The 24,617-nt window shown below is 63.5% G+C and carries 20 protein-coding genes and 2 pseudogenes; 7 read left to right on the top strand and 15 right to left on the bottom strand.

Annotated elements, in window-relative coordinates; translation table 11 throughout:
- Positions 1 to 9: 9 nt before the first annotated feature.
- Both FOM02_RS38845 and FOM02_RS38840 read right to left on the bottom strand, forming a co-directional pair.
- The gene (locus FOM02_RS38845; protein ID WP_265440989.1) at positions 10 to 567 is read right to left on the bottom strand and encodes a carboxymuconolactone decarboxylase family protein; all 558 of its coding nucleotides are present in this window, start codon (positions 565 to 567) and stop codon (positions 10 to 12) included.
- 116 nt (positions 568 to 683) lie between these two features.
- A complete protein-coding gene (locus FOM02_RS38840; protein WP_027563500.1) occupies positions 684 to 1,148 on the bottom strand; it encodes an Lrp/AsnC family transcriptional regulator in 465 nt (154 codons plus the stop codon).
- A 160-nt stretch (positions 1,149 to 1,308) separates the two neighbouring features.
- Between FOM02_RS38840 and FOM02_RS38835 the strand changes: the two genes are divergently transcribed.
- Positions 1,309 to 2,325, top strand: coding sequence for a 1-aminocyclopropane-1-carboxylate deaminase (locus tag FOM02_RS38835; RefSeq protein ID WP_027563501.1), 1,017 nt, complete (start codon positions 1,309 to 1,311; stop codon positions 2,323 to 2,325).
- A gap of 183 nt (positions 2,326 to 2,508) precedes the next feature.
- Here the strand turns inward: FOM02_RS38835 and recQ are convergent.
- From recQ to FOM02_RS38815, 4 genes and pseudogenes are all read right to left on the bottom strand, one after another.
- Positions 2,509 to 4,373: pseudogene (gene recQ / locus FOM02_RS38830) on the bottom strand (DNA helicase RecQ).
- A 136-nt stretch (positions 4,374 to 4,509) separates the two neighbouring features.
- On the bottom strand, positions 4,510 to 5,253 hold the full coding sequence (locus tag FOM02_RS38825; RefSeq protein WP_027563503.1) for a polysaccharide deacetylase family protein: 744 nt from the start codon (positions 5,251 to 5,253) through the stop codon (positions 4,510 to 4,512).
- Positions 5,254 to 5,356: 103 nt separating this feature from the next.
- Entirely contained in the window at positions 5,357 to 6,352 is a 996-nt protein-coding gene (gene metA / locus FOM02_RS38820; RefSeq protein WP_027563504.1) for a homoserine O-succinyltransferase MetA, read from the bottom strand.
- Between the two features lie 13 nt (positions 6,353 to 6,365).
- A complete protein-coding gene (locus tag FOM02_RS38815; RefSeq protein ID WP_027563505.1) occupies positions 6,366 to 7,667 on the bottom strand; it encodes an O-acetylhomoserine aminocarboxypropyltransferase/cysteine synthase family protein in 1,302 nt (433 codons plus the stop codon).
- Between the two features lie 635 nt (positions 7,668 to 8,302).
- Between FOM02_RS38815 and FOM02_RS38810 the strand changes: the two genes are divergently transcribed.
- The 3 genes from FOM02_RS38810 (at position 8,303) to FOM02_RS38800 (ending at position 12,295) form a co-directional block, all read left to right on the top strand.
- Positions 8,303 to 9,607 (top strand): TadE/TadG family type IV pilus assembly protein, encoded by a 1,305-nt coding sequence (locus FOM02_RS38810; protein ID WP_027563506.1) that lies wholly within the window; start codon positions 8,303 to 8,305, stop codon positions 9,605 to 9,607.
- Between the two features lie 259 nt (positions 9,608 to 9,866).
- Positions 9,867 to 10,685: a uracil-DNA glycosylase gene (locus FOM02_RS38805; protein WP_027563507.1), complete on the top strand. Its 819-nt coding sequence runs from the start codon at positions 9,867 to 9,869 to the stop codon at positions 10,683 to 10,685.
- Positions 10,682 to 12,295: an amidohydrolase family protein gene (locus FOM02_RS38800; RefSeq protein WP_027563508.1), complete on the top strand. Its 1,614-nt coding sequence runs from the start codon at positions 10,682 to 10,684 to the stop codon at positions 12,293 to 12,295. The genes FOM02_RS38805 and FOM02_RS38800 overlap by 4 nt, the downstream gene beginning before the upstream one ends.
- A gap of 30 nt (positions 12,296 to 12,325) precedes the next feature.
- On the opposite strand, the gene FOM02_RS38795 is transcribed toward FOM02_RS38800, so the two are convergent.
- Positions 12,326 to 13,360, bottom strand: coding sequence for an aldo/keto reductase (locus tag FOM02_RS38795; RefSeq protein WP_027563509.1), 1,035 nt, complete (start codon positions 13,358 to 13,360; stop codon positions 12,326 to 12,328).
- A gap of 10 nt (positions 13,361 to 13,370) precedes the next feature.
- Positions 13,371 to 14,552 (bottom strand): MFS transporter, encoded by a 1,182-nt coding sequence (locus tag FOM02_RS38790; RefSeq protein WP_027563510.1) that lies wholly within the window; start codon positions 14,550 to 14,552, stop codon positions 13,371 to 13,373.
- Positions 14,553 to 14,650: 98 nt separating this feature from the next.
- On the opposite strand from FOM02_RS38790, the pseudogene FOM02_RS38785 reads away from it, so the two are divergent.
- Positions 14,651 to 15,600 (top strand): annotated as a pseudogene (locus FOM02_RS38785) (LysR family transcriptional regulator).
- Positions 15,601 to 15,638: 38 nt separating this feature from the next.
- On the opposite strand, the gene FOM02_RS38780 reads toward FOM02_RS38785, so the two are convergent.
- Entirely contained in the window at positions 15,639 to 16,247 is a 609-nt protein-coding gene (locus tag FOM02_RS38780) for an NIPSNAP family protein (protein WP_027563512.1), read from the bottom strand.
- A gap of 49 nt (positions 16,248 to 16,296) precedes the next feature.
- Entirely contained in the window at positions 16,297 to 17,706 is a 1,410-nt protein-coding gene (locus FOM02_RS38775; RefSeq protein ID WP_027563513.1) for an amidase, read from the bottom strand.
- Between the two features lie 99 nt (positions 17,707 to 17,805).
- Here FOM02_RS38775 and FOM02_RS38770 point away from each other — a divergent pair, with 99 nt between their 5' ends.
- On the top strand, positions 17,806 to 18,366 hold the full coding sequence (locus FOM02_RS38770) for a TetR/AcrR family transcriptional regulator (protein WP_027563514.1): 561 nt from the start codon (positions 17,806 to 17,808) through the stop codon (positions 18,364 to 18,366).
- Here FOM02_RS38770 and FOM02_RS38765 read toward each other — a convergent pair.
- The 5 genes from FOM02_RS38765 to FOM02_RS38745 all read right to left on the bottom strand — a co-directional run bounded on the left by FOM02_RS38765 (position 18,336) and on the right by FOM02_RS38745 (position 23,029).
- Positions 18,336 to 18,725, bottom strand: coding sequence for a hypothetical protein (locus tag FOM02_RS38765; protein WP_231164180.1), 390 nt, complete (start codon positions 18,723 to 18,725; stop codon positions 18,336 to 18,338). The two genes, FOM02_RS38770 and FOM02_RS38765, sit on opposite strands and share 31 nt — an antisense overlap.
- Positions 18,661 to 20,391: a long-chain-fatty-acid--CoA ligase gene (locus tag FOM02_RS38760; protein WP_084334855.1), complete on the bottom strand. Its 1,731-nt coding sequence runs from the start codon at positions 20,389 to 20,391 to the stop codon at positions 18,661 to 18,663. The genes FOM02_RS38765 and FOM02_RS38760 overlap by 65 nt, the downstream gene beginning before the upstream one ends.
- 522 nt (positions 20,392 to 20,913) lie before the next feature.
- Positions 20,914 to 21,336 carry a tautomerase family protein gene (locus FOM02_RS38755; RefSeq protein WP_027563515.1) on the bottom strand — a complete coding sequence of 141 codons (423 nt, stop codon included), beginning with the start codon at positions 21,334 to 21,336 and terminating at the stop codon, positions 20,914 to 20,916.
- 141 nt (positions 21,337 to 21,477) lie between these two features.
- On the bottom strand, positions 21,478 to 22,371 hold the full coding sequence (locus FOM02_RS38750) for an SDR family oxidoreductase (RefSeq protein ID WP_035730494.1): 894 nt from the start codon (positions 22,369 to 22,371) through the stop codon (positions 21,478 to 21,480).
- A 124-nt stretch (positions 22,372 to 22,495) separates the two neighbouring features.
- Positions 22,496 to 23,029 carry a PaaI family thioesterase gene (locus FOM02_RS38745; RefSeq protein ID WP_051395265.1) on the bottom strand — a complete coding sequence of 178 codons (534 nt, stop codon included), beginning with the start codon at positions 23,027 to 23,029 and terminating at the stop codon, positions 22,496 to 22,498.
- A 285-nt stretch (positions 23,030 to 23,314) separates the two neighbouring features.
- On the opposite strand from FOM02_RS38745, the gene FOM02_RS38740 reads away from it, so the two are divergent.
- Positions 23,315 to 24,337 carry a helix-turn-helix domain-containing protein gene (locus tag FOM02_RS38740; RefSeq protein WP_084334857.1) on the top strand — a complete coding sequence of 341 codons (1,023 nt, stop codon included), beginning with the start codon at positions 23,315 to 23,317 and terminating at the stop codon, positions 24,335 to 24,337.
- The last annotated feature ends 280 nt before the right edge of the window (positions 24,338 to 24,617 follow it).

The raw sequence follows: 24,617 nt of genomic DNA, 5'->3' as shown, positions 1-24,617 counted from the left end.
AAGCGGCTTTTAGTCCGGCACCGGCACGTCGAAGGTGTTGAGCGTGACCGAGACCATGCAATAGACGCCGACGAGATAGGACAGCTCGGCCGCGCCGTGCTCGCCGAACTCCTTCACCGCCGCCCGGTAGGTCAGCTCCGGCAGCACGCCGCCGCTGACCAGCGCCGAGGCCATGTCATAGGCGACCGCTTCCTGCTTGGTGAGATCGACCGGCCGCTGGCCAGCGACGATGGTCGCGAGCTTCTCGTCGGAGAGGCCGCGCTGCTCGGCGACCAGCACATGGGCGTAGAGCTCGTAGCCGGAGCGGAAATGCGAGCCGGTGACGAGGATAGCGACCTCGCGCACCGGCGCCGGCAGCAGCGGGTTCGACGCAACCGCCTTGACCAGCTCCCACACCGGCCCACCAAAGCGCGGCTCGCGAATCCAGGGATTCCATGGCCCGAGCAGCGCGCCGTCGTCGCGCATGTTCACGAAGCCCTTGAAGTGGTCCTTGATGCCCGCTCGCATGTCGTCATAGAGCGGCTTCTGTTCGGCGGTCAGATCCTTGGGATCGAGAAGGAGGCGCACGGCAGGATCTCCTCGTTGAGAAGCGCCGAGGCTCGCGCGCGTGCGCCTGCATGGCAAGTGAAGTTGCCGTGACGACCGTGCGATTCGAAAAGTGGCGTTGAAGCACCAGCGCGTGCTCAAAACTCCAGCGGCGCGTTGTCGACGACCTCCTTCATCACGAAGAAGGTGCGGGTCTGGCGCACGCCGGGCAGCGCGATGAGCTGCTCGCCATGGATGCGGTTGAAGTCCTCCATGTCGCCGACGCGAATCTTGAGGAAGTAGTCGAAGTCGCCGGCGACGAGATGGCAGTCGAGCACAAATTTCAGCTTGGCGATCGCCTGCTCGAAAGTCGCAAAGCTCTCCGGCGTCGAGCGGTCGAGCACGACGCCGACCATCACCAGCGTGCCCTTCGCCACCTTCTTCGGCGCCACCATGGCCCGGACGGTCGCGATGAAGCCGCCCTCGAACAGCCGCTGGGTGCGGCGATGGCAGGTGGCGGGGCTGATCGCCACGGTTTCAGCCAGCTCCGCATTGCTGAGCCGGCCGTTATTCTGAAGCAATCTCAAGATCTTAAGGTCAGTGCGATCGAGCCGGGCGGCCATGGAAGAAGCTTCCGCATCTATGGTATAATTCGGAAGGAATATGCCGTGAAGCCGCCATCCTCGCAAGATAGCGCGCAATATGGGCGCAATATTCGAGAGCACATTTTCCCGGGTTGATGCTAGCGACGTCCCCAGACCTCAACGCCAATCGGGATATCCCATGAAGCTCGACAAATTTCCGCGCTACCCGCTGACCTTCGGCCCGACGCCCATCGAGAAGCTGGAGCGGCTGTCAAAGCATCTGGGCGGCAAGGTCGAGATCTATGCCAAGCGTGAGGACTGCAATTCCGGCCTTGCCTATGGCGGCAACAAGCTGCGCAAGCTCGAATACATCATCCCCGATGCGATCGCCTCAAACGCCGACACGCTGGTGTCGATCGGCGGCGTGCAATCGAACCACACCCGCATGATCGCGGCGGTCGCCGCCAAGATCGGCATGAAGTGCCGCCTGGTGCAGGAGGCCTGGGTGCCGCACGAGGATGCGGTCTATGACCGCGTCGGCAACATCATGCTCTCCCGCATCATGGGCGCCGATGTGCGCCTCGTCGACGACGGCTTCGACATCGGCATCCGCAAGAGCTGGGAGCAGGCGATCGAGGAAGTGAAGGCGGCGGGCGGCAAGCCCTACGCGATTCCCGCCGGCGCCTCCGTGCACAAGTTCGGCGGGCTCGGCTATGTCGGCTTCGCCGAGGAGGTCCGCAAGCAGGAGAAGGAGCTCGGCTTCAAGTTCGATTACATCATCGTCTGCACCGTCACCGGCTCGACCCATGCCGGCATGCTGGTCGGCTTCGCGGCGGACGGCCGTGCGCGCAAGGTGATCGGCATCGATGCGTCGTTCACGCCGGCACAGACCAAGGCCCAGGTGCTCGAGATCGCGCAGAACACCGCCAAGCTCGTCGAACTCGGCCAGGACCTCGTCGCCGACGACGTCGTGCTGATCGAGGACTACGCCTATCCCGCCTATGGTGTGCCATCGGACGAGACCAAGGACGCGATCCGCCTCACCGCGCGTCTGGAAGGCATGATCACCGACCCCGTCTATGAGGGCAAGTCGATGCAGGGCCTGATCGACCTGGTGCAGAAGGACCATTTCGAGAAGGGCGCGAAGATCCTGTACGCGCATCTCGGCGGCGCACCGGCGCTGAACGGCTATGCTTATGCGTTCCGGAACGGGTGAGTAGACCGGCGTCTCGCCTCCCCCTCCGCTGTCGTCCCCGCGAACGCGGGGACCCATAGCCACAGGGAGATGTGTGGCGTGAGCTGGCAACCGCGAGTCATCGTCAAACCGCTTCCTGTGGTTATGGGTCCCGGATCTGCGCTTCGCTTGTCCGGGACGACAGCGGAGATAACGGCGGCGCCCCTACCGCGTCCTGATGATCTGCAACAGCTCTTCGCCATAATGCTCGAGCTTCTTGTCGCCGATACCAGGCACATTGCGCAATTCGTCGAGCGTCGTCGGCCAGGCGCGGACGATGCCGTCGATGGTGGCATCGTGCAGCACGACATAGGCCGGCACACCGCGCTCGCGCGCGACGTCTGAGCGCCAGGAGCGCAGCCGCGCGCGCAATTCGGGATCGACGTCGCCTTGCGGCGCGTTTGCGGCCGGGCGAGATCGCCGCGGCGGGATTTGGAGCGGCTGGCGCGGACACGCGTGCCGGGCGCTTCCTCGCGCAGCCAGACCTCGGTCTCACCACGCAGCACGCCGCGCGAAGAGTCCGTCAGCTTCAGCGCGCCATAGGCTTCGCTGTCGCTCTGCAAATGGCCCATCGCCACCAGCTGCCGCAACACTGTGCGCCACTGCTTCTCGTTGAGCTCGCGCCCGATGCCGAACACCGACAATTTGTCGTGGCCGAACTGCGTCACCTTCTCGGTCAAGCGGCCGATCAGCACGTCGATCAGGTGCATCGCGCCGAAACGCTGGCCGGTGCGATAGGCGCAGGACAGCAGCTTCTGCGCCAGCACCTTGCCGTCGCGCATCTTCGGCGGCGTCAGGCAGTTGTCGCAGTTGCCGCAAGTCTCGCCCATGACGATCTCGCCGAAATAGCCGAGCAGCCGTTTGCGGCGGCAGTGTGCGGTCTCGGCGAGACCGACCAGTGCGTCGAGCTTGCGGATCGAGACCCGCTTGAAATCGTCGGAGCCGCTGGACTCGTCGATCATGCGGCGCTGCTGCACGATGTCCGAGAGCCCATAGGCCATCCACGCGGCCGACGGCTTGCCGTCGCGGCCGGCACGACCGGTTTCCTGGTAATAGGCCTCGATGCTCTTGGGCAGGTCGAGATGGGCGACGAAACGCACGTCGGGCTTGTCGATGCCCATGCCGAAGGCGACGGTCGCGACGATGACGATGCCGTCCTCGTTGAGGAAGCGGTCCTGGTTGCGCGAGCGCACGCTTCCGTCGAGACCGGCATGATAGGGCAGCGCGGGAATGCCGGCATCGTCGAGTGCGGCGGCGACCTCCTCGACGCGGTTGCGCGACAGGCAATAGACCACGCCGGCATCGCCGGCATGTCGCTCCCGGATGAAGTCCTTGAGCTGCGACACCGCGTTGCGCTTGTCGACGATCTCGTAGCGGATGTTCGGCCGGTCGAAGCTCGAGACGAATTGCGGCGCGTCCGTGAGCTGAAGCCGCTCGACGATCTCCTTGCGCGTCAGCTCATCGGCGGTCGCAGTCAGCGCGATCCGCGGCACCTCGGGAAAGCGCTCGGCGATGATGGAGAGGCCGACATATTCGGGGCGGAAGTCGTGCCCCCATTGCGAGACGCAATGCGCCTCATCGATCGCGAACAGCGCCACCTTCGCCTGCGCCAGCAGCGACAGGCAGCGCGGCGTCACCAGCCGTTCCGGCGCGACATAGAGCAGGTCGAGATCGCCCGCGATCAGCCGCCGCTCGATGTCGGACGCCTCCTGGAACGACAGCGACGAATTCAGCGCCGCAGCGTTGACGCCGGCTTCGATCAGGCCGGCGACCTGGTCGCGCATCAGCGCAATCAACGGCGAGACCACGATGCCGCAGCCCTCGCGTAGCAGTGATGGGAGCTGGTAGCACAGCGACTTGCCGCCGCCGGTCGGCATCAGCACGAGGCAATTGCCGCCGTCGGTAACGTGCCGAATGATCTCGCCCTGTGCGCCGCGGAACCCCGGCAGGCCGAACACCGAATGCAGCACCGACAGCGCGTCACGGCCGGTGGCCGGCGCAGGCAGCGGAGCGGTGGAGGATGTGGACATGGTGCTGGAGCGATGCTTTGGGATTTGTCACAAGGCCAGTCGCATGCTGGCGCGGGCATGGCAAGACTGTTTGCGGGGCTTGCACCGTTGCGCGCGAGCTTCGCCCGCGCTGAGGGGGTTGAGCTGAGGTGAAAAACTACGCCCCGATCCTTCGCAATGCCTCGGCGACGGTCACGATCGGCATGCTGCGCTTCCCCGCCGCCTCCAGCGCGTGGCGCATCAGGTGCGGCGTGCAGCCATAGGGGCTGGGGGCATCGACGACGTCATGGCTGTAGAAGATCAGCCATCCGCCGCTCGCGATGGCTTCGTCGAAATAGCGATCTACTCCGGCCGCATCGATCTCGTAGTTGACCAAGGGCGAAGCGCGCAGGAACTGGAGGTCGATGACGTCGCTGTTGACGCCGGGCAGGATGCCGCGCGCCGAGCGGAACGCTTTGGCGAGCTGGGGCTTCCGCCAAATCGAGGCGATGCCATAAGGGTAGGCAAAGTTCTCCAACACGATCGAAGAATCGATGCCGCGGAAATGACTGCGGTTGCGCTCGATCTCGCGGGCCATCGCGGCCTCGTCGAGATCGGCCGAGCTCTGGTGCGAGAAGGTGTGGCAGGCGATCTCGTGGCCGGCGCGGTGCAGCCGCACGATGGCGTCATTCGACAGGCCATGCCAATGGTCCGACGGACGGTCGATCAGGCTGCCGGCGATGTAATATGTGCCGCGGCCGCCATGCGCTTCGAGGAGCGAAGCGCCCTCGCCTGCGGCGCTGTCGGGAGCGTCATCGAAGGTGAAGCTCACCATCGGCGCATGCGCGGGCAGGCGGTGCGGCGCGGCGCGGAAATGCCGGGCCAGCCGATTGCTCACGCGTCCCTGGAGTGCCGACCACACGACCGCATTTCCCGTTTGCCCCGATTCGCTCAATCAAACATTCGTGCGCGGCCCGAGGCAAGCTTCACACTTCGTTAGTCCTAACGGAACCCGCCGCCCCGATCTAGCGCGGCACGACCGACGCGTCGGCATCCGCGCCGAGATATTGCAGCCAGTTGCGGAAAAGCACCGCCGCCGCGCTGCCGGCCGCGATATCCGTGCGCAGATTCAGCGCGGGCAGCTCGTTGGTCAGCGCCGGATGACGCTGGTGCTTCGCCTGCTTCTCGAAGCGGAGGAGCTTTTCCTCCGTGGCTGCGTCAAAATAGCTCACCGGCAGGTGCGGATAGGTCTCGCGCTCACGGGCGAGATAGCGGCCGATGTCGCGCAGATATTCGCGCTGGAGCGACAACGCATCGTACTCCGGATGGCCCTGGAAGAACACGAAGCGGCTGGCATATTGCCGGACGAAGACGTCGACGCCGGCCTGAAGCGAACGTGTCAGCACCTGATAGCCGGCCTCGTCGAGATCGCTCTCGGCGATCTCGTTCAGGCGCGAATGCGAGACTTTCAGCGGCGCGGGCGCCGCGCGGGTCAGGGCATCGTCCGTCACGGCTTCGCAGTCGAAGATGCCGTGACATTTGGCCGGCAGGCGCCGCCGTTCGATACGGTCGAGATGCAGCACCGCCGCATGCGCGGCGAGGCACGACCAGATCGTGGAGCGCGTGTTGAGCTTGGCCCAGTCGATCAGGTCGGTGAGATCCCGCCAATACGGCTCCTGGTCGAGCTCGGGTGCGACCGGCTCGGCTCCGGTCACGATCAGGCCGTCGAATCTGTGCCGCCTGAGATCCGCGAGATCGGAATATTCGCTCTCGACATGCCACTTCGCTTCCGGCGAGCGTTTTACGGACGGCAGCGAAAAGCAGTGGAAGCGGATGCGGTGCGCGCCGGCCGCGGCCTGAAGCAGCTTCATGAACTGCCGCTCGGTCGCCTTCAGCGCCGTATCAGGCATGTTGTTGATCAGACCGATGGTGAGCTCGCCATGGTCGCGCGCGAGATCACGCTCCGCCGGCACCAGCGCCGGACTCGTTATACCTTGATCCCTGTCGATCAAGATCGTCATCGGAGCCGTCCGCCTACTCCGCAGCCTGGAGGCGCGCCGACGGACAGGCCTTTGCCAGCGCCTGGTCGATATCCTCGATGATGTCGGCGGAATGCTCGATGCCGATCGAGAGGCGGATCGTCTCCGGCAGCACGCCGGCGGCGCGCTGCTGCTCGGCCGACATCTGCCGGTGCGTGGTCGAGGCCGGATGGCAGGCCAGCGACTTGGCATCGCCGATATTGACGAGGCGCGTGATCAGCCTCAAGGCATCGTAGAAGGTCTTGCCGGCTTCCATGCCGCCCTTGATGCCGAAGGTGAACAGCGACGAAGCCTGACCGCTGAGGTACCTCTCGACGAGCGGAAAATACGGGCTGTCCGGGAAGCCGGTGTAATTCACCCAGGCCACGCGCGAGTCACCGCGCAGGAATTCGGCGACCTTGCGGGCGTTCTCGACATGGCGCTCCATGCGCAGCGCCACGGTCTCGATGCCCTGGAGCAGCAGGAAGGCGTTGAACGGCGACAGCACCGAGCCCATGGTGCGCTGATAGACGCTGCGCGCGCGCTCGATATAGGCGGTCCGGCCGAAGCGCTCGGCATAGACGAGGCCGTGATAGGACGCGTCCGGCTTGTTGTAGGCCGGGAAGCGGTCGGCGTGCTTGGCCCAGGGAAAGTTTCCGGAATCGACTATGGCGCCGCCAAGCGTGGTGCCGTGGCCGCCCAGAAACTTGGTCAGCGAATGCACGGCGATATCGGCGCCGTAATCGAACGGCTTGAGCAGGATCGGGGTGGCGACCGTGTTGTCGACGATCAGCGGCACGCCGTGGGCATGCGCAATCTTGGCCAGCGCCTCGATGTCGCAGACGTTGCCAGCGGGGTTGCCGATGGTCTCGGCGAACACGGCGCGGGTGTTCTCGTCGATCAGCTTTGCGATCGCGTCGGGCTTGTCGCTCTCGGCGAAACGGCCGGCGATGCCCTGCCGCGGCAGGATGTGCGAGAGCAGCGTGTGCGTGGTGCCGTAGAGCTGCGGCACGGAAACAATATTGCCGCCGTGATCGCCGACATTGACGAAGGCGAAATGCAGCGCGGCCTGGCCGGTCGCAACCGCAAGCGCGCCGACGCCGCCTTCGAGCTGGGCGATGCGCTTCTCCAGCACCGCGCTGGTCGGATTGGCGATACGGCTGTAACGGAAACCTTCGGCCTCGAGATTGAAGAGCGCAGCGCCATGATCGGCGCTGTCGAAGGCATAGGCTGCGGTCTGGTAGATCGGCACCGCAACTGCGTGCGTGGTGGCTTCGGGCTCGTAACCGGCGTGAATAGCGATCGTCTCGTTTCGCATCGTGCCACCTCCGCGTGGAGCGGGCCGCACTTATTGGCCTGTATGAGGCATGTGCGTTGTCCGCCGTCCCTCTGTTAGAGGCGGGTGGTAAAGCGGACAATAATTCGCATAGAGATCGAGGAAGTAACCCTAACAGCTGTTGGTGAATTGGCTAAAATTCGAGTTAATTTGGCTTAATGAATCGCAGCGCGCCGCCGCAGCTTGCCCAGCGCCGCTTCTCTTTCTCATTGCGGGCCGAGGTGCGTCATCCTGTGCAGCCGAGCGCTTCGAACGCTCTCACAGATCTCAACGCCTGTGCTTCGTCCGAGATCGAATCGCTGCCTCCCGAAGCGATTCGGAATGATCGAATCGACAGACAGATCTCGTCTCTTTCGCAGCACTACAGGTTGACGCTCTCACGCTCGACGCGGTGTCCGTGCAAATTGAGACGCGCGAAGACGCATCATGCGCCTCCCCCGTGTTACTACGGAACTCAACGATACAGACGCGCGCTGAGCCTATTTTTATAGGGACTCTCGCGCATCGCAGAAACGATCTGCAACGCGCGGACATGCATGTTCGCGTCGCGATCAACCGTTGCGTAAGTTTCGATGGCCTAGGTTGGCGCATCGTTTTTCGTTCGAGGATGCGTTTGCTTGACCTTTGCTACCGGGAATGCTCGTCGCCTGTTATCCCGCTTTGCTTCTGACCGCCGCGGCAACATCGCCATCATCTTTGCGCTAGCGCTGTTGCCACTGTTGTCCTTCGTCGGCGCCGCCGTCGACTACTCCCTCGCCGCGCGAGCCAAGGTGAAGCTGGCGGCTGCGCTCGACACCGCCGTGCTGGTCGCCACCGCCAAGAGCGAGATCACGAAGAGCACATCGACCGCGAAGAACGACGCCTTGAACGTCTTCAACGGGCAAATGTCCGCACTCGGCATGACCGCGAGCTCGGTGACCATCGATGTGACCGACAGCGTCACCAAACGCACCGCCTCGGGCACCGCAACGACCAACCTGACGACCTATTTCATGGGCATCGTGGGCTACAAGACCCTCGTCGTCTCGGCGACTTCGACCGCGGCGGCTTCGCTGCCTGCCTACATCGACTTCTACGTGCTGCTCGACAACTCGCCGTCGCAGGGGCTGGGCGCCACCACGAGCGACATGACGGCCCTGCAGAACGCGACCTCCGACAGCTGCGCCTTCGCCTGCCATGACATTTATACATCGAGCTCGAAGAAGACGCTCCAGACCTCGAGCTATTACTCGATCGCGAAGAAGCTCGGAATCAAGATGCGGATCGACCTGGTGCGCGACGCGACGCAGTCGCTGACCGACACCGCCACCGCCAGCCAGCTCGTCAGCAACCAGTACCGGATGGCGGTCTACACCATGGGCAGCGACTGCAGCTCCATCGGCCTGACCACGATCTCGGCGCTCACCTCGAGCCTCTCGTCGGTCAAGACGGCGGTTTCCGGCGTCGACCTGATGACGATCCCCTACACCAACTACAACAACGACATATGCACCGATTTCGACGGGACCCTGTCGTCGATGAACGGCGCGATTCCGACGCCCGGCGACGGCTCTTCATCCTCGCCGCAGAAATGGCTGTTCTTCGTCTCCGACGGCGTGGCCGATTACTATTATCCGTCGAATTGCAGCCAGACCGTGATCTCATCGTCGGGCCGATGCCAGGAGCCGCTGACGACGACGATCTGCGACACCATCAAGGCGCGCGGCGTCAAGATCGCCGTGCTCTACACCACCTATCTCGCGATCACCAACAACAGCTGGTACAACACCTACATTGCGCCATGGCGCAGCTCGATCGCGACCAAGATGCAGTCCTGCGCGACGTCGGGCTATTATTACGAAGTCTCCAGCGATTCGAGCATCACCGACGCGCTGAATGCGCTGTTTCAGAAGGCGATTGCCGTCTCGCATCTGACGAACTAGCCGCGCGCTTTCCCGATCACGCCCGCGACGTCGCGGCGTCCGGTGGCGCGCGGGCTGCGCGGCGCCAGGCCGGCGCGGTTGATCGCGGAGATCAAGCGGATTACCCGCTCGCGCTGCGCTCAGCGATGCCCTCTTAGGTCCTCTCTCCTGACCCATATTGTGGTTGAACATAACAGTGAATTACCGCTAAGATTGCGGCATTGCGACCGGCTTTTTTTGACGCAGCCATTTTGCCAGCGACATTATCGGAGCAATTGCCATGCTCACGGGATTCGACAGCGGATACGACCAACAACCATTTCGCGATCTATGCGCCGACTACCCTGGCGCCGAGGCCTACGATCCGCATGATTTCCGGATCGAGTGGGGCCCGATCTTTCACCGCGGCCGCCTCGACGGATCGGCGCGCGTGCTCGTCGTCGGTCAGGATCCGGCCCAGCACGAAACCATCGTACGCAGGATCCTGGTCGGCACTGCAGGCCGCCGGACCCAGGGTTTCCTCGCGAAGCTCGGCATCACGCAGAGCTACGTGATGGTGAACACCTTCCTGTACAGCGTCTACGGACAGAGTGGCGGCAGCAAGCACAAGAACGAGCCGGGCATTGTCGGCTATCGCAACAAATGGCTTAAGGCCGTGCTGGCGTCCGGCAACATCGAGGCCGCAGTCTCGCTCGGTGGCCTCGCGGACGAAGCCTGGAAAGCCTGGCTCAAGACGTCCGATGGCGCGGCCTACAAGACCCTCGCCTATCAGCACATTCCGCACCCGACCTGGCCGGAAAGCTCGGCGCACGATGCCGCCACCCAGGCCGCGAACACCAAGATCATGCTGACCAAGTGGAACGCCGCGCTCGCGGCTCTCGTGCCGCAGGTCGGGCATCCCGATGTGCCGACGACGCTCGTGCCCTATGGCGACGCCTTCAAGCCGGCCGAGCTCGTCGACATCATCGCGAAGGATCTACCCGCCGGCCTGCCGGCCTGGATGCGCGGTGATGCGGCATGGGCGGTGCGCCAGGGCACTGACGCGGCGACCAAGCGACGCACCATCACGATCACCATCCCCGACGGAGTGATCCCATGAGCCCGGCCGCTAATCCGAAGCGATGGGCCTTGACCGGACGGATCGTGACGATGGCGGCCGACGGCGACGTCATCAAGAGCGGGACGATCTTCATCGAGGACAGCCGCATCGCCGCGGTCGTGCCCAAGGGACAGCCGGCCCCGGCGGGCTTCGAGACGGTCGCTCCGGTCGCGACCGGCGGCACCATCTATCCCGGCCTGATCGAGCTGCACAATCATCTGAGCTACAACATCCTGCCGCTGTGGCGGGTGCCGCAGCTCTACGGCAATCGCGACCAGTGGCAGAACGCAAAATCCTACAAGACCTCCGTGACCGGCCCCATGAGCGCAATCGCGCTGGCCGATGACGGCTCGCTGCTGCCGGCTCTGGTCCGCTACGTCGAAGCCAAATGCCTGGTCGCGGGCACCACGACGAGCCAGGGGATCACGCTGTCGAACTGGAGCGGCACGATCCACAAGTACTACAAGGGCGCGCTGCGCGCCGCCGAGATCGGCAGTCCTCCGGACCTTCCACGGGCGCACTCGAAGATACCCGATATCGACGCCGACGATTGGGCGAAGTTCGACAACGAGCTGAAATCGTCGGCCTGCTTCCTGCTGCATCTCAGCGAAGGCATCGATGCCAAGGCCCACAGCCACTTCCTGGCCTTGCGCAACGGTTCGGGCGATTGGGCGATCGAACCGTCGCTGGCCGGCATTCATTGCACCGCGCTCGATGCGACCGATTTCGGAACGATGGCACATCACGAGGCCAAGGTGGTCTGGTCTCCGCTGAGCAATCTGCTGCTGTACGGGAAGACGACCGATGTCGCCGCCGCACGCGCAGCCGGCCTCACCATTGCGCTCGGCTCGGACTGGTCGCCATCCGGCAGCAAGAACCTTTTGGGTGAGCTGAAAGCGGCGAAGGTCGTCTCGGCGCATTTCAATCTCGGCTTCAGCGATTACGACATCGTCTCGATGGCGACGCGCAATCCGGCAACGATCCTGAAATGGGATGCCAAGCTCGGGACGATCGCCCAGGGCAAGTTCGCCGATCTGCTGGTCGTCAAGGGCGTCACCGGCGATCCCTACGGCCATCTGATCAAGTCGCGCGAGCAGGATGTCGTGCTGGTGGTGATCGGCGGACGGCCGCACTATGGAACGAAGAGCGTCATGCAAAAGGCGGGCGGAAGCGGCGAAGCGATCAAGATCGGCAGCAGCGCGCGGGTGATCGACTTCACCTCGCCCGACCAGGATCCGGGGATCGAGAACATCACGCTGGCGGAGGCGACGAACCGCCTGACCGCCGCGCTCGGCAATCTCGGCACGCTGCAACCGCACAGCCTTGCGATGTCGGCGGCGATCGCCGGCGGAACGGTGACGCGCACCGGATGGCGTCTCGCGCTGGACGAGCAGTTCGGCAACAATGTCCAGCTGCGGCCGCGGCTCGTCTATAACGGCATCCGGACCGGTCCCGATCTGTTGGCCTCCGCTGCGGCGGCGCCCGAGCCGCTGCATCCGATCAAGCTGGATGGCCTCACGGTGGCGGGCGATCCCGCCTTCCTGGACACGCTGACGAGCGAGTCGAATCTTCCGCCGGGAATCGCAACGGCAATCGCGGCATTCTACTAGGCCGCGATCGCCGCCCCATATTTGCGACCTTTACACCGGTGGTGGATTGAGCCGCGCAAAGCCTTCCTGGATGCGATAGGGGTAATAAGGATAGGGCGGCATCACGGCGTTGACCTCGTCGAGCCGCTTGATCTGATCCGCGCTCAGCGACCAGCCGACCGCCCCCAGATTGTCGCGCAGCTGCGCCTCGTCGCGCGCGCCGATGATCACGGAGGAGACCGTGGGACGCGAGAGCAACCAGGCGATCGCGACCTGCGCTACGGTGCGACCAGTCTCTGCGGCAATCGCGTCCAGCACGTCGACGACGGCATACAGACGCTCCTCGTCCACGGGCGGCCCGAACTGTGCGGTGGCGTGCAGGCGGCTCGCTTCCGGCAGCGGCTGGCCGCGCCGGATCTTTCCGGTGAGCCGGCCCCAGCCGAGCGGGCTCCAGACCAGCGCGCCAACACCCTGGTCGCGCGCGAGCGGCATCAGCTCCCACTCATAGTCGCGGCCGAGCAGCGAGTAATAGACCTGGTGCGCGACATAGCGCGGCCAGCCGTGGCGGTCGGCGATGGCGAGCGACTTCATCAGCTGCCAGCCCGCGAAATTCGAGACGCCGACATAGCGCAGCTTGCCGGCGCGCACGAGTGTGTCGAGCGTGGACAGCACCTCCTCGATCGGCGTGAACGCGTCGAAGGCATGGAGTTGAAGCAGGTCGATATGCTCCGTGCCAAGCCGGCGCAATGCCGCGTCGACCGAGGCAAGCAGCCGCTGCCGCGACGAGCCGGCATCGAGCGGGCCCTCGCCCATCGGCATGCTCATCTTGGTCGAGATCAGCACTTTGTCGCGACGACCCTTGATCGCGGCCCCGAGGATCTCCTCGGAGGCACCATTCGAATAGACGTCGGCGCTGTCGAACAGATTGACGCCGGCATCGAGGCAGATGTCGACCAGCCTGCGGGCTTCCTCCACGCCGCTGCGGCCCCAGGCCGAGAACAGGGGTCCCTGGCCACCGAACGTGCCGGTGCCGAAGCTGAGGACGGGGACCTTGAGCCCGGACGCGCCGAGATTGCGGTATTCCATGATCGCGCTCCTATTCCGCCGGGCACGCCACGACGGCGACCTGCCGGCGGTCGAGCTGGAGGCTCCACAGCGCGAGCACGAGGCCGATCGCGGTTATGCCGGCCGCGACCAGCGGCAGGGCGGAGAGGCCGAGCCCGCGATCAATGGTGACACCGCCGGCCCAGGCGCCGAGCGCGTTGCCGAGATTGAACGCGGCGATGTTGAGGCTGGAGGCCAGCGTGCGGCCGCTGGGCCCAGCCGCCTCCAGCACGCGCAGCTGCAGCGGCGCGACGGTTGCGAAGGCTGCAATGCCCAGCAGCAGGATCAGCGCGATGGCAGCGATCTTGACCGACAGCACGGCGGCCAAACCGAGCAACACGATCGCGAGCGCGGCGATCGTGCCGATCAGCGCACGCGGAAGGCCACGATCGGCAAGCTTGCCGCCGGCGACATTGCCGATCGCAAGGCCAACACCGAACACCAGCAGGATCGGCGAGACTGCGGCCTCCGAGAAGCCGGTGAAGCGCGTCAGGATCGGCTGGATATAGGTGAAGACGACGAACAGCCCGGCGAAGCCGAACACGGTCATGGCAAGGCCAAGCAGCACCTGCGGACGGCCGAGCACCGCGACCTCTTCCGCGAGCGAGATCGGCTTGTCGCCCTTGCCGACATGACCGGGCACCAGCGCAGCCACCACGGCAAACGCAATCACGCCGATCACCGTCACCGCCCAGAACGCCGCGCGCCAGCCGAGCATCAGGCCGAACCAGGCGCCGAAGGGCACGCCCAGCAGTGTCGCGACTGTCAGGCCGATGAACATGGTCGCGATGGCGGATGCGCGCTTGTCCTCGGCCACCAGGCCGGTCGCCACCACCGAGCCGACGCCAAAGAACGTGCCGTGCGCGAGCGAGGTCAGCACACGCGCGGCCATCAGCAGTTCGTAGTTCGGCGCCAGCGCGCAGGCCGCGTTGCCGAGCGTGAAGATCGCCATCAGCGCCAGCAGCACGGTTTTCCGCGGCAATTTGCGCGTCGCCAGGGTGAGGACTGGCGCCCCCACGAATACGCCGAGCGCATAGCCGGAGATCAGGAGGCCCGCGACCGGCACAGAGACATGCATGTCGGCGGCAACCTGCAGCAAGAGACCCATGATGATGAATTCGGTGGTGCCGATACCGAAGGCACCGGCGGTGAGCGCGAGGACGGCGGGAGGCATGCGTGGCTCCAATGGATGAGACGAGCCACGCAGATAGCGGCACCGCGGCAAAACCATTAGAATGTCCGCAATCCAATCATTTGTGACGTGAATTCAACATGGCCCGTTTCGACACCAACCGCTCCGCCGAGATGGAGGTCTTCGTCCGCGTGGTCGATCTCGGCGGATTCACCCAGGCCGCACGAAAACTGCGCCTGACGCCCTCGGGCGTCAGCAAGCTGATCTCTCGGCTGGAAACACGACTCGGCTCGCGGCTCGTCAACCGCACGACGCGCAAGCTCACGCTGACGGAAGAAGGCCGGGCCTTTTACGAGCGCGCCGTGCGCATCCTCGCCGAGATGGAGGAGGCGGAGCGCGAGGCGGCTTCGGGCGCTGCGCCGCGCGGCCGGTTGACGGTCAACTGCAACATCCCGTTCGGCATGCTGCATGTGATGCCGCTGCTCCCGCGCTTCCTCGAGCAGCACCCCGAGGTCACGCTCGATCTCGTGCTGACCGATACGCTAATCGACCTGATGCAGGAGCGCGCCGACGTCGCCATCCGCGCCGGGCCGCTGCGGGCCTCGCGCCTCGTCGCGCGAAAGCTCGGCACCAGCCGCATGGTCGTGGTCGGCGCGCCGAATTATCTCGCTCGCGCAGGCACGCCGAAGACGCCGGCCGATCTTGCCGATCACCGCGGCATCGGCTGGACCTTCCCGCGCTCGATCCGCGCCTGGCCATTCAAGCGCGGCGACCACACCGAGGAAATCGTGCCGCCGCCAGTCGCGCGCGCCAGCGACGGCGAAGCCGCGCGTCGGCTCTGTCTCGGCGGCGTGGGACTGGCCGCCTCGCCCTCTTCCACATCGGCCCCGACATCGAAGCCGGACGTCTTGTCCCAGTTCTCCAAAACTACAATCCCGGCGATCGCGAAGACATCCACGCCGTCTATGTCGGCCACACCGCCCCCCTGCCCGCCCGCGTCCGCGCGTTCATCGATTTTCTGGCCGCGCATGTGCGGGTGCCGGATCCCGCGCTGAAGCGCGCGGGAGACGGGAGGTGGAAGGTGGCCTAAGGACGCTGGGCTGGTCGCGAGGCAGCCGTACGACCTGGCTATTCGCCTTCCGGCATTGCGATGACCGAGACCGCCTGAAGGACATTCTCCGGGCCACCCTTCGGAGGCCAGACGCTGGTGGAAAAGGCGGCGCTGCGCAGCGACGCGCGCTGCGCGAGGCTTTCGAAACCCCAGATATGGGTGATCCGGGGTGGTCCATCGAGCGCGTACATGTTGATCACCAAATGCGCCGTGTAGTCCCGCGCCGGCGCGATCGCAGCCTCCCATCCCGCAAGCGTCGGCGGCAGTCCGCCCGGCTTCAGCTTGTAAGTGCGGAATTCGTAGACATCGCCGTAAGCCCCCGGCTGCACCGGCGGCAGGAAGGGAAAGCGCTGGTAGCTATCCATCTCCAACGCCGTGATCAGCCGCCCGGCGTTGAACGGATTGGCGCTCAACAACGCGCGGCGCCGTTCTTGATCCAGCGCATCTCGCGCTTCGAAGCTGCGCAGGATCAACAGGCGCCCAAGCGTAGCGAATTCCGTTCGCCAGCAGCCCAACAGCGTGCCGCTGGCGTCGGGCGCCGTGACCCAATCCCGTGCGGCCTTGGCGACTTCCGATGTCCCGAGCATCGGGCAGGCAAGGGATGTGAGTTCGTAGAATTCGCTCATGTTTCAATGCTCCTATCGAAGGGGGCGGGAAGACCCGCCCCCTGCAGCGTTAGATCGCAGGATGAAGATTGCGGACGGGGCTCACGTCTTCAAGGACCGAGGCAACCTCGAGCACCGTCGATTCCGCCAGCCACGACGAGACGATCTGCACGCCGATCGGAAGACCGTCACGGCTCGTTCCAAATCGCATCGAGAGAGCGGGCATTCCTGTCAGGCTGAACGGTGATGTGGCGCTCATCACGTGGAACGGCGAGACTGTCACGCCATCGACCACGACGTCGTTGAGACCATGCTTGGTCGCCGGGAACGGTGTCACCGGACATAGCAGCACATCGTAGCGCTGGAAGCATTCGGCAAAGGTGTCGCGAAGGCGCTCTATGGCCTGCTCGGCGGCGACGAAATCGGCGATCGGCGTATCAGGTGCATCAAGGACCAATTTGGCGTGCCTGAAGATCTCGGCCTCGTGGCCGGCGGTGACCTTCTCGAACTCGGCTTGGCTTTCCATCTGCTGGAGCTGCCAGAGGACGCTGTTGGCATCGGTCTGCTCCACCACTGGCAACCGGACCTGTTCGACCTGGTAGCCGGCATTGGTCAGTGCACGCGCCGCTGCCTTCACCGTCGCCACGACCTCGGGATCGATTGGCCCGAAGAAGCCTGGAGAGGCCATCCAGCCCACGCGAAGCTTACGGGTCGACGTTGTGCCCACCCCTGTGTCGAGGCTGGGCGAGCTGATGGAGAAGCCGTCGGCGCCGTCGGGCCCGGCCATCAAGGAATAAGCCAGTGCAACATCGCGAACCGACCGCGCCATCGGACCGATGTGCCAGAAGCGTCGCGGCACCCGTGGCCAGTGACCTGTCATCGGCATTCGGCCATGCGTGGCCTTAAAACCAACGATACCGGTATGTGCTGCCGGGCCACGCAATGAGATCGAGAGATCGCTGCCCACACCGAGTGGCGACATGCCCGCTGCGATGGCGGCCGATTCACCGCCGCTCGATCCGCCCGGCGTGTAGTCGAGATTCCAGGGGTTGTTGGTCTGGCCCGTCAGGAGATTGTCGGTTTCGATCGAATAGGAAAATTCGGGAGGGTTCGTCTTTGCGATGAGGATGGCGCCGGCGGCCTTTAACCTCGCCACAACGGTGGCATCGGTGTCAGGCACGCGCCCTCTAAAAATCGGCGAACCGCGCTGTGTCAGCACACCCGCCGTGTCGATTCCGTCCTTGACGGTGAACGGAACACCATGGAGAGGGCCGAGCTGAGCGCCTGACATCACTGCCGCCTCGGCCTTTCCAGCGCTTTCCATCGCGCTATCGGCCAGCGCGACAATTGCGTTCAGCTTGGGATTGACCGCCGCGATGCGGTCGAGGTGCGCCTGCATGACCTCGACGGGCGAAAGCTCCCGTTGAGCGATCAGCTGGGCGATGCGGGTGGCGTCCATTTTCACGATATTGTTGGTCATGTTATCCTACCTGTCATTTGGTAGGCTGGACATGTTCCTCGCATTTTCGGACTTCAATCCCTACCTGTCATTTGGTAGGGACACGATGAGGTGATCGAGATGACCGAAAATGCGAGGGAGGCGATCCTGGCCGCAGCGCGCAGGACGGCCCAGGCCCACGGATATGGCGGGTTGAACTTCCGCGACATCGGAGCCGAGGTCGGCATCAAGGCTGCGAGCATCTACCACCACTTCCCGGGCAAGGCCGAGCTGGGTGCGGCGGTGGCGAGACGCTACTGGGAGGATACGGCGGCGAACCTCGAAGCTCTTTCAAAAGCGAACGGAGATCCAAGAAAGGCGCTCCGGGCCTATCCGGGACTTTTTCGTCGATCGCTGGAGCAGGACAATCGCATGTGCCTCTGTAGCTTCATGGCGGCCGAATATGACGATCTGCCGGACGCGGTGAAAACCGAGGTGCAGGCTTTTGCCGATGTCAACGTGGCGTGGCTGACCAGGATGCTCGCCGCGGCCGCAGTTCCCGCCAGCAAGCGTGAAGCAAGGGCGCGCGCGATCTACGCGGCCGTTGCCGGCGCGCAGCTGATGGCGCGGAGCCGCGCAGATCTGAAGTTGTTCGATGCGCTGATCGAAAGCTATCGCGGATCCGGCTTGATCCCGACTTGAAAGCCATTGGCGGAGAGAGTGTCAGTCACCCCCCTTGAATTGGAGAACGTGCTCGCCTTTCGGACGAGCAGTTCATCGCCCTTTCGGCTGATTTCGAGCGCGGGTGCCTGGTATGGCGTTGAGACAACGACGCGCTGACCGGGCGCCAGTACTGTCACAAAGCGGATCGGCGTTCCCGCTTCACCCTGTGCGAGAGTCGTGACGACGCGGAATCCATCGGGCTCGACCGTGTAGTAGGCGACGCCGGATACATCGCCGAGATTGATGCTCAGGCCCTCGATCGGCCGCAGGCCGTTAGCGTGTGCGGCCGCGAGTGAGAAGGTGACGGCGGCTGCGAGAAGTGAGCTGCGCACTGACATAGGAACCTCCGTTGGCTTCGGCGGCGGGCGGGGCGCCCGTCTGGCTGATCGCGGCGGAAACGCGGTTTCCGCAAAGCTCTCGCAATCTGGTCTTCACGACTTTTCCGGTCGCCCCGTGCGGAAGCTCGTCGACGAACAGAACATCGTCCGGCATCCACCACTTCGCGATCTTGCCCTCGTAAAAGGTCAGGAGATCTTGCGCCTTGAGCCTCGATCCCTGGCGTCGGACCGCAAGCACGAGCGGGCGTTCGTCCCATTTTGGATGCGCAATACCAATCACCGCCGCTTCGACGATTTCGGGGTGGGCCATCGTAAGGTTTTCGAGTTCGATCGACGATATCCGTTCGCCTCCGGACTTGATGACGCCCTTCGAACGATCCGCAATCTGCATGTAACCGTCGCTGTCGACCGTGGCGACATCACCCGTGAAAAGCCAGCTGTCGGCACGCTCGCTTTCCGGCATCCTGTAATAAGCGCGGGCAATCCCGGGCCCCCGAACCACGAGGTCGCCAACTGCCTTGCCATCGTGGGGGAATTTTCTGTTTTTGCCGTCGCGAATGCCGATTTCGACACCGAAGAGCGCACGTCCTTGTTTGACCTGGCGAGACCGCCGTTCAGCTCTCGACGAGGTTATGTGCTTGCGCAGCGGCTTCGAGATCGTCGCAAGCGGGCTGGTCTCCAGCATGCCCCCGTCATGCAGAACTTCTACTCCGTATTCGTCCTGCAGCGTTTCCATCAGGGAGGCCGGATATGCCGTGCCACCAATCAGCGCGCGATTGAGCATCGTCGGCTTCACGCCGGCGCCTTGCAGGTATCGAACATAGCCCAGCCAGACCGTCGGCACGCCGCCGGCGAAAGTCACCCCGTGGTCCTCGAACAACCTGTGCAGGCTCTCACCGTCGACGTTTTGTCCGGCCATCACGAGCTTCGAACCCGTCGCCGCTGCACAATACGGCATTCCCCAAGACATGACGTCAAACATCGGCGAGACAAGCGCGACCGTGTCATGCAGAGAAATGCGGCAAGCGTCCGGCAGCGCCGCAGCGCAGGAATGCAGCACGGCGCTGCGATGGCTATACAGCACACCCTTTGGGTTTCCTGTCGTTCCCGACGTATAGCAAAGTCCGCATGCCGTGTTCTCGTCGAATTCCGGCCATGCATAAACTTCCGAGCACCCGGAGAGAAATCCTTCATAGGAGGGGAAGCCTTTGGCTCCCACGATCTTCGCGTCGCCAGCATCGCCCAGATATATCCACGCTTCAACAGTCGGACATTGCGGTATCAGCGACTGTACGAGATCGATGAATGCCAGATCGAAGAATACAACCACGTCTTCGGCATGGTTGATGATGTATATGATCTGCTCCACGAACAGCCTTGGATTGATCGTGTGGCAAACGGCTCCCATTCCGGAAATGCCGAAGGATAGCTCCAGATGCCGACAGCTATTCCAGGCCAGGGTCGCCACGCGATCGCCCGGCTTGATGCCGATCGAGTCCAATGCATTTGCGAGCCGGGAGCTGCGCTCGAGAAGGTCGCCGTAGCTCGTGACGTGATCGGGCTTGTCGGGAGTTCGGGAGACGATCTCGACATCGGGAAAGGAACGCGCCGCGTGCATGAGAATGGACGACAGGAGCAAAGGAGTTTGCATCATCAAGCCAGGCATGGCGAATGGTCCTCGGTTTCAACGCTTTCGTTTCAGCCGCAAGCGGCCGTTCATGCGGGCAGGATATTGTCCGCACGGGCACCCATTCAGCGGGAGGTCTTCATCAGCCAGGACGACGTCTCGCCTGCCCTCTCGGGCGCCCGGCCTCCGAAAACTCGCCTTCGCGCGAGACCTGGAAGGATGACGAGCTTGAAGTGAACGACGAGCAGCCTGATCGCAAAGGACGTGAGGAGCCATATGACTGACAGGGGCATTTGTCTTCCAAACACGATTTGAATTCGATGCTGTGAATGAAGCTAGAGGCCCTGGAAGCCGGATGTCGTGAGCCGCCGGCGCCCTTTCGCCGGTACTGGCACGCACCGTTCACGGCCACATCGCGCCGCCAACTCGGTCATCAGCTACTGGAACGAAAAAATGTTCTTCCAGTCGTTCTTCACGCTGATGATGGTCCAGTTTTTCTTCCTGGCCTCGCGTAGAGCGTCGGGGTCGCCGTGCTCAACTCGCTGTAGGTTGCGCCGACATTCAGGTATAGGCTGACGGGCGGTCCTCTTGGACCCAGAGCTTTTCAGCCTCGGAATAGGGGTCAGGCGGCTTCATTCCCTGGATGGTCCAGAAATCGATTGGCGTTTCGTCAATGTGGATCTCCCAGCGATAACCCCGCTCGCGCGTGAAGGAATTGAGCGCAGTGTTGACGCGCTCCAGCCACCACGCTCGCCGCTCGGGAGCAGTTGCGCGAGCAATCTGATCAATCCAGATCCTGACAAAATCGTTCGTTGCCTTTCCGCCGATAAAGAACGAGTTCCTTGGCAATTCGTGAAAGACAACGCTTGCATAGAACCGGGGCAGGCCGACATCCGCGTAGAGGTCCGTGATACGCGTCGCAAGCGCGCACTTGTCCTTGGCCGAGTACGCATTTTCCGGACAGTAGATATGCCACAGAGGCATTTGAGTTCTCCTCGCTAAGCTTTGGCGATATTCGTCCTGGCTTCTTCATTCCCTCGCGGGCCTATTCCCGGCACGGCGCGCCCGCCATCGTGCCGCCGCATGAGGACGGGTCGACGGCAGTCGCCGACCCGGAACGCTCCATCATGCGAGTGCTTCGAGATGCCCGAGGCCCAGACCGTCGACGACGGCCTTCTGGACGGGCGCGATGTCGGCATTGATCTTGTCGGCACCGAACGACGTGCCCACCACCGTCCGAGCGGCGCGACTGCCCTTCGCCTGGCCGACGAGCCTGGCAACGGCCTCGGCAATGTCGTGAGGCTTCGGAGCGTCCTTTCCCTGCAACATTGACGTGAAGGTCTTGTAAATGGCTTCGGGAATCTGGCCGACCTCGCCGTAGGACTTCGTGATGTCGCCGTCGGCAGGCCTCTGGATGCTCGCGTACAGGCTTGTCGGATAAGCGCCAGGCTGAACTTCCACCACGTCTACGCCGAGTTGGGAGACCTCCAACCGAATACTGTCGGTCAAAGCTTCGATCGCCATCTTGCTCGCGCCGTAGATGCCGACGAAGGGGAACGTCACCCGGCCGAGGACTGAGCCCATGTTGATAATGAGGCCTTCGCGCTCCCGGCGCATCGAAGGCAGCACTGCCCGCGTAACGCGGAGGAGCCCGATGACGTTGGTGTCGAAGATCGCCTTCGCCTGATCCGCCGTGAAGGCTTCGGTCACGCCGACCGATGCAATGCCGGCGTTGTTGACCAGCACGTTGATCTTGCCGGCCTCGGCAAGGATGGAAGCGATGGCGCGATCGACCGACACGCCATCGGTAACGTCGAGTTCTACGACGCCTATTTTCTGGCTTCGCAGCGCGTCGGCGTGGCTGCGATTGCGGCCGGCGATGTCGCGCATCGCGGCGAACACGCGATAGCCGTCGCGCGCCAGCCTTTCGGCGGTTTCGCGGCCGAAGCCGCTCGATGTGCCGGTGATGAGAATGGTGCTAGTCATGGTTTGGCTCCGGTGACGAGGGTTGCGGGTCATTGCGAGATGATCAGCCGGTATGGCTGGTCAGGAACTGGCGGAGTACCGCGACCGGGATGTCCGGGAACGAGCTTGAACAGACCTCGGGAGCGGCGCGTTGGGGTGATGAAGCCCTGGATGCGAGTCAGAAGGCGAATTCCAGGCTGGCGTGTGCAACTAACCTTCCCGTGGACGCAAACGAAACGCGGGTTTCCGTGAAGGCCGAAGCTTTGCCGAAGCGCAATACTTCCGCTCTTACATGATAGTCGTCGTTGACGGCTGGACGCAGGAAGTGAGTGTGCTGATACACGGTGCCTTTGGTGATGCGCCCCGTCGTGCCCACAGACAGTGACGCAACCGAGTCAATGGCCGCCATGATTGCCTGACCACACACCGCACCGCTTGACAATTTGAGCGCATCATTTTGCGGAAGCATCGCGGACACGATGCCCGGGTAGACCTTGAACTCTCGAAGGCCGAGCAGTTTCACCCAAGGCGCGAAGACATACTCGTACAGCTCGAGAACTGTGGCATCCGTCACTGGCAAACAATGAAGCGGAACCGGAATCCCGGGCCGCGCAACTCCCAAGGCAGGATCGGACTCGTTTTGCGTTGCCTGCTCGGTCACAAGCGCCCGGTCTCCCGTTAGCGTCTTTGTATTCTCAACCACTGTAATCATTGTTGTCTCCGATTCTCGTCAAAGCATGACTACGAGGATCGGAATCTAGGCGGCTGGACCTTAGGTGTCGTGAGGCGATCGCGCCCAATCGTCCGTACTGGCGCGCACCGCCTGGCGCGCCTCGCGGCAATGCCGACGCGATCTCGCGGGCGTGATTTGGCGTGACGCAGAGTTGAGCAGGAGGCGTCTTGGGCCACACTAGCTTGATCAACGGCTGCCCATGGTTTCGGCGCAGGCCGTTACAAAGCGTGCGATTAGGCTTAGCCAGACCCGCGGAGGCGATGGATGATGCACCCGAACGACGATTTTCTCAGCGCTCCAGAATTGGATTATGACGGTTTCCGAGCTGCAATGCGCGACGATTGGGGATGGTTTACTCCTGCTCACGAAACCAACATCTTCGCCAGCAAGGTGCGCACGCGGCGCGTCTTCGGATTTGCTGCAGTGGATCTCATCTGCAACGCTAGCCGTCTAGAGCGGACGGAATTGGACATTCGCCGCGATAATATGGAGTACTATTTCGTCACGGTTCAGGATACCGGCGAATCGACCATCATTCACAACGACCGGGTCGTAAATATCACTGCTGGCGATGTCATCCTGCTCGATTCCACAAGACCCGTGACATTCATCTCGCCGGCCCAGGACAGCGCGCAATGGCTTGGTTTGCAAGTGCCGCGCCAGAGCCTGGCGTCGCATCTCGGCTTCGAACCGCAAGGTGGCGCGTGCGGTCCTCGGCAGGCCCAAGCGTCGCGTCTACTCTGTCAACTCGCTCTTGACCTGGTCGGCAATGCAGAACCAGCTTTCGCGTCGACCGATAAATTTATGCATCTGGTGGTCTACGATCTCCTCGGCGCACTGTTTGCACCTCCCGCCCCGCTTGGCTCGCGCCACAACGACAAGCTGTTTATGCGCGTCTGCAGCATCATCAAGGACCGCTTTGCCGATCCGGACATTTCTCCGCGCGAGGTGGCTGCCGAGGCGGGAATTTCACTGCGCTATTTGCAGAAGCTGTTCACGGCCCGCGGGTCGACATGCGGTCACCACATCTGTTCGGCCCGTCTGGATCATGCAGCGCGTCTGATCGAACGCCGCGCGTTGATGAAGACAGGTCAGCCTCTCAGCGATATTGCCTACGCCTGCGGCTTTCGCGACTACACGCACTTTGCGCGCGGCTTCCGCCGGCGTTTCGGCACCGCGCCGGGCGCTGTCGGAGCAGGCGCCACCGGTAACGACAGCGCGCCGGTCCGCGCTGGATGCACGCCGCATTCGCTTCGGAGCCACACTCACCCCCCGGACGGCCCGTAAACTCAGCATTTAGCTGCTCAACACCGAGCCGCGGTTGCAGGCTCGAGTTCTGCCAGCGAGCGCAGTCAAGCGCGGATCTCGACCGAATTCGGAAAGGATCTCGCTTTCCAACGCCTGTCGCACCCGGAAGCAATCGGGGGGTTGACCGTCGAAAACAGAGATCCACCTTACATTTCGATGGGGACTGGCGGAGAGAGTGGGAACCTCCACCAAAAGCACCTGAAGACCAATAATCCCTTGTTTATCAGGCCTTAGCTGGATAGCAAGGTGTGGTTTTCGG

The organism is Bradyrhizobium sp. SEMIA, from assembly GCF_014844175.1.
GTDB classification, from domain to species: Bacteria; Pseudomonadota; Alphaproteobacteria; order Rhizobiales; family Xanthobacteraceae; genus Bradyrhizobium; species Bradyrhizobium arachidis.
The sequence above is the reverse complement of the archived record's forward strand: the minus strand, read 5'-3'. Positions and strand labels throughout refer to the sequence as shown.